At 23.9% G+C, this 1,069-nt stretch carries 1 protein-coding gene; it reads left to right on the forward strand.

Annotation, left to right across the window (positions count from 1 at the left end):
* The first annotated feature begins 54 nt into the window (after window positions 1–54).
* Window positions 55–837, forward strand: a complete 783-nt coding sequence (locus CCO88_RS09595; protein ID WP_002840595.1) for a hypothetical protein — start codon at window positions 55–57, stop codon at window positions 835–837.
* Window positions 838–1,069 lie beyond the last annotated feature (232 nt).

The following is a 1,069-nucleotide window of genomic DNA, read 5'->3' on the forward strand; positions in this document are numbered from 1 at the left end:
ACTAGGGATACTTCTATCCTTTTTTAGTTTTAAAAATATAAAAAAGGAAAAATTATGGGAACAAGGTCTTTTATAGCAAAAGAAAGATATGATGGATCGGTAGTTGCAAAATATTGCCATTGTGATGGATGTTTATCTTGGAATGGTGTTATTTTAAACAAATTCTATAACAATAAGGAAAAGGTAGATGAGTTGTTTAAAAATAGCAGTTCATTAATTTCATTGAAAACTACAGTCAATGAAAGTGAATTTCATGAAAACAGTCAACACATAAATATATTTAAAAACAGTGAAGAATATTTTAAAAATAATCCGTTAGAAAATTTATTAAAATTTTCTAATATAGAATATTTTTATCTATTCAGGAATGGCAATTGGTATGTAAAAAACTATAAAGAAACTAATGATGAAGTTAAATTGCTAGATGAGATTTTGCAAGAAACACACTTTAGAAAAGCTTTTTCTATGCTAAGAAATAAGAAAGCTTACTCTTTAATAGGAAAAGAATTAAAAAGTGGCAAAATCAAAGCTTTAAAATGTCAATTTGCGACACATAACGATGAATTTGATGATGATTCAAGATTGATTTTTAACTTTAAATACAATAATCAAATCAATAAACTATTAAAACTAAGGCATATAACTTCTTTAGAAAAAGATATAAAAAACATAACAGTTTTTGATGATGAGGCTAAAAATATTTACTTTAAGAATGAAAAAGATTTTGTAAATTCCAATGATGAATATATTTATAAGTATCTTTTTACATTAAGAGGTTCTGTTCAAGTTATTTTTAATGATAAATACGCCTCATTTATGAAAAACAATGAAATATAAGTTGATTAAGAAATTTTAATCTTGATGTCTATTTTTACAAGGATTATTTAGAACTTCAATCCATTCGTAATAAAGACATGATTTTGTTTGTTTCTAAGAATGAAAATTTTAGTAGAAATAACAAATTACCTACAGAAAGTATTCAAAAGCTAAAAAAAGAATTATTAGAATATATTAAAGCTAATAATTTGACTATTAAATAATCAAGCCCTAAGTTGGGATAGAAACTATC

The sequence above is a fragment of the Campylobacter coli LMG 9860 genome (assembly GCF_000254135.1).
Lineage (GTDB): Bacteria > Campylobacterota > Campylobacteria > Campylobacterales > Campylobacteraceae > Campylobacter_D > Campylobacter_D coli.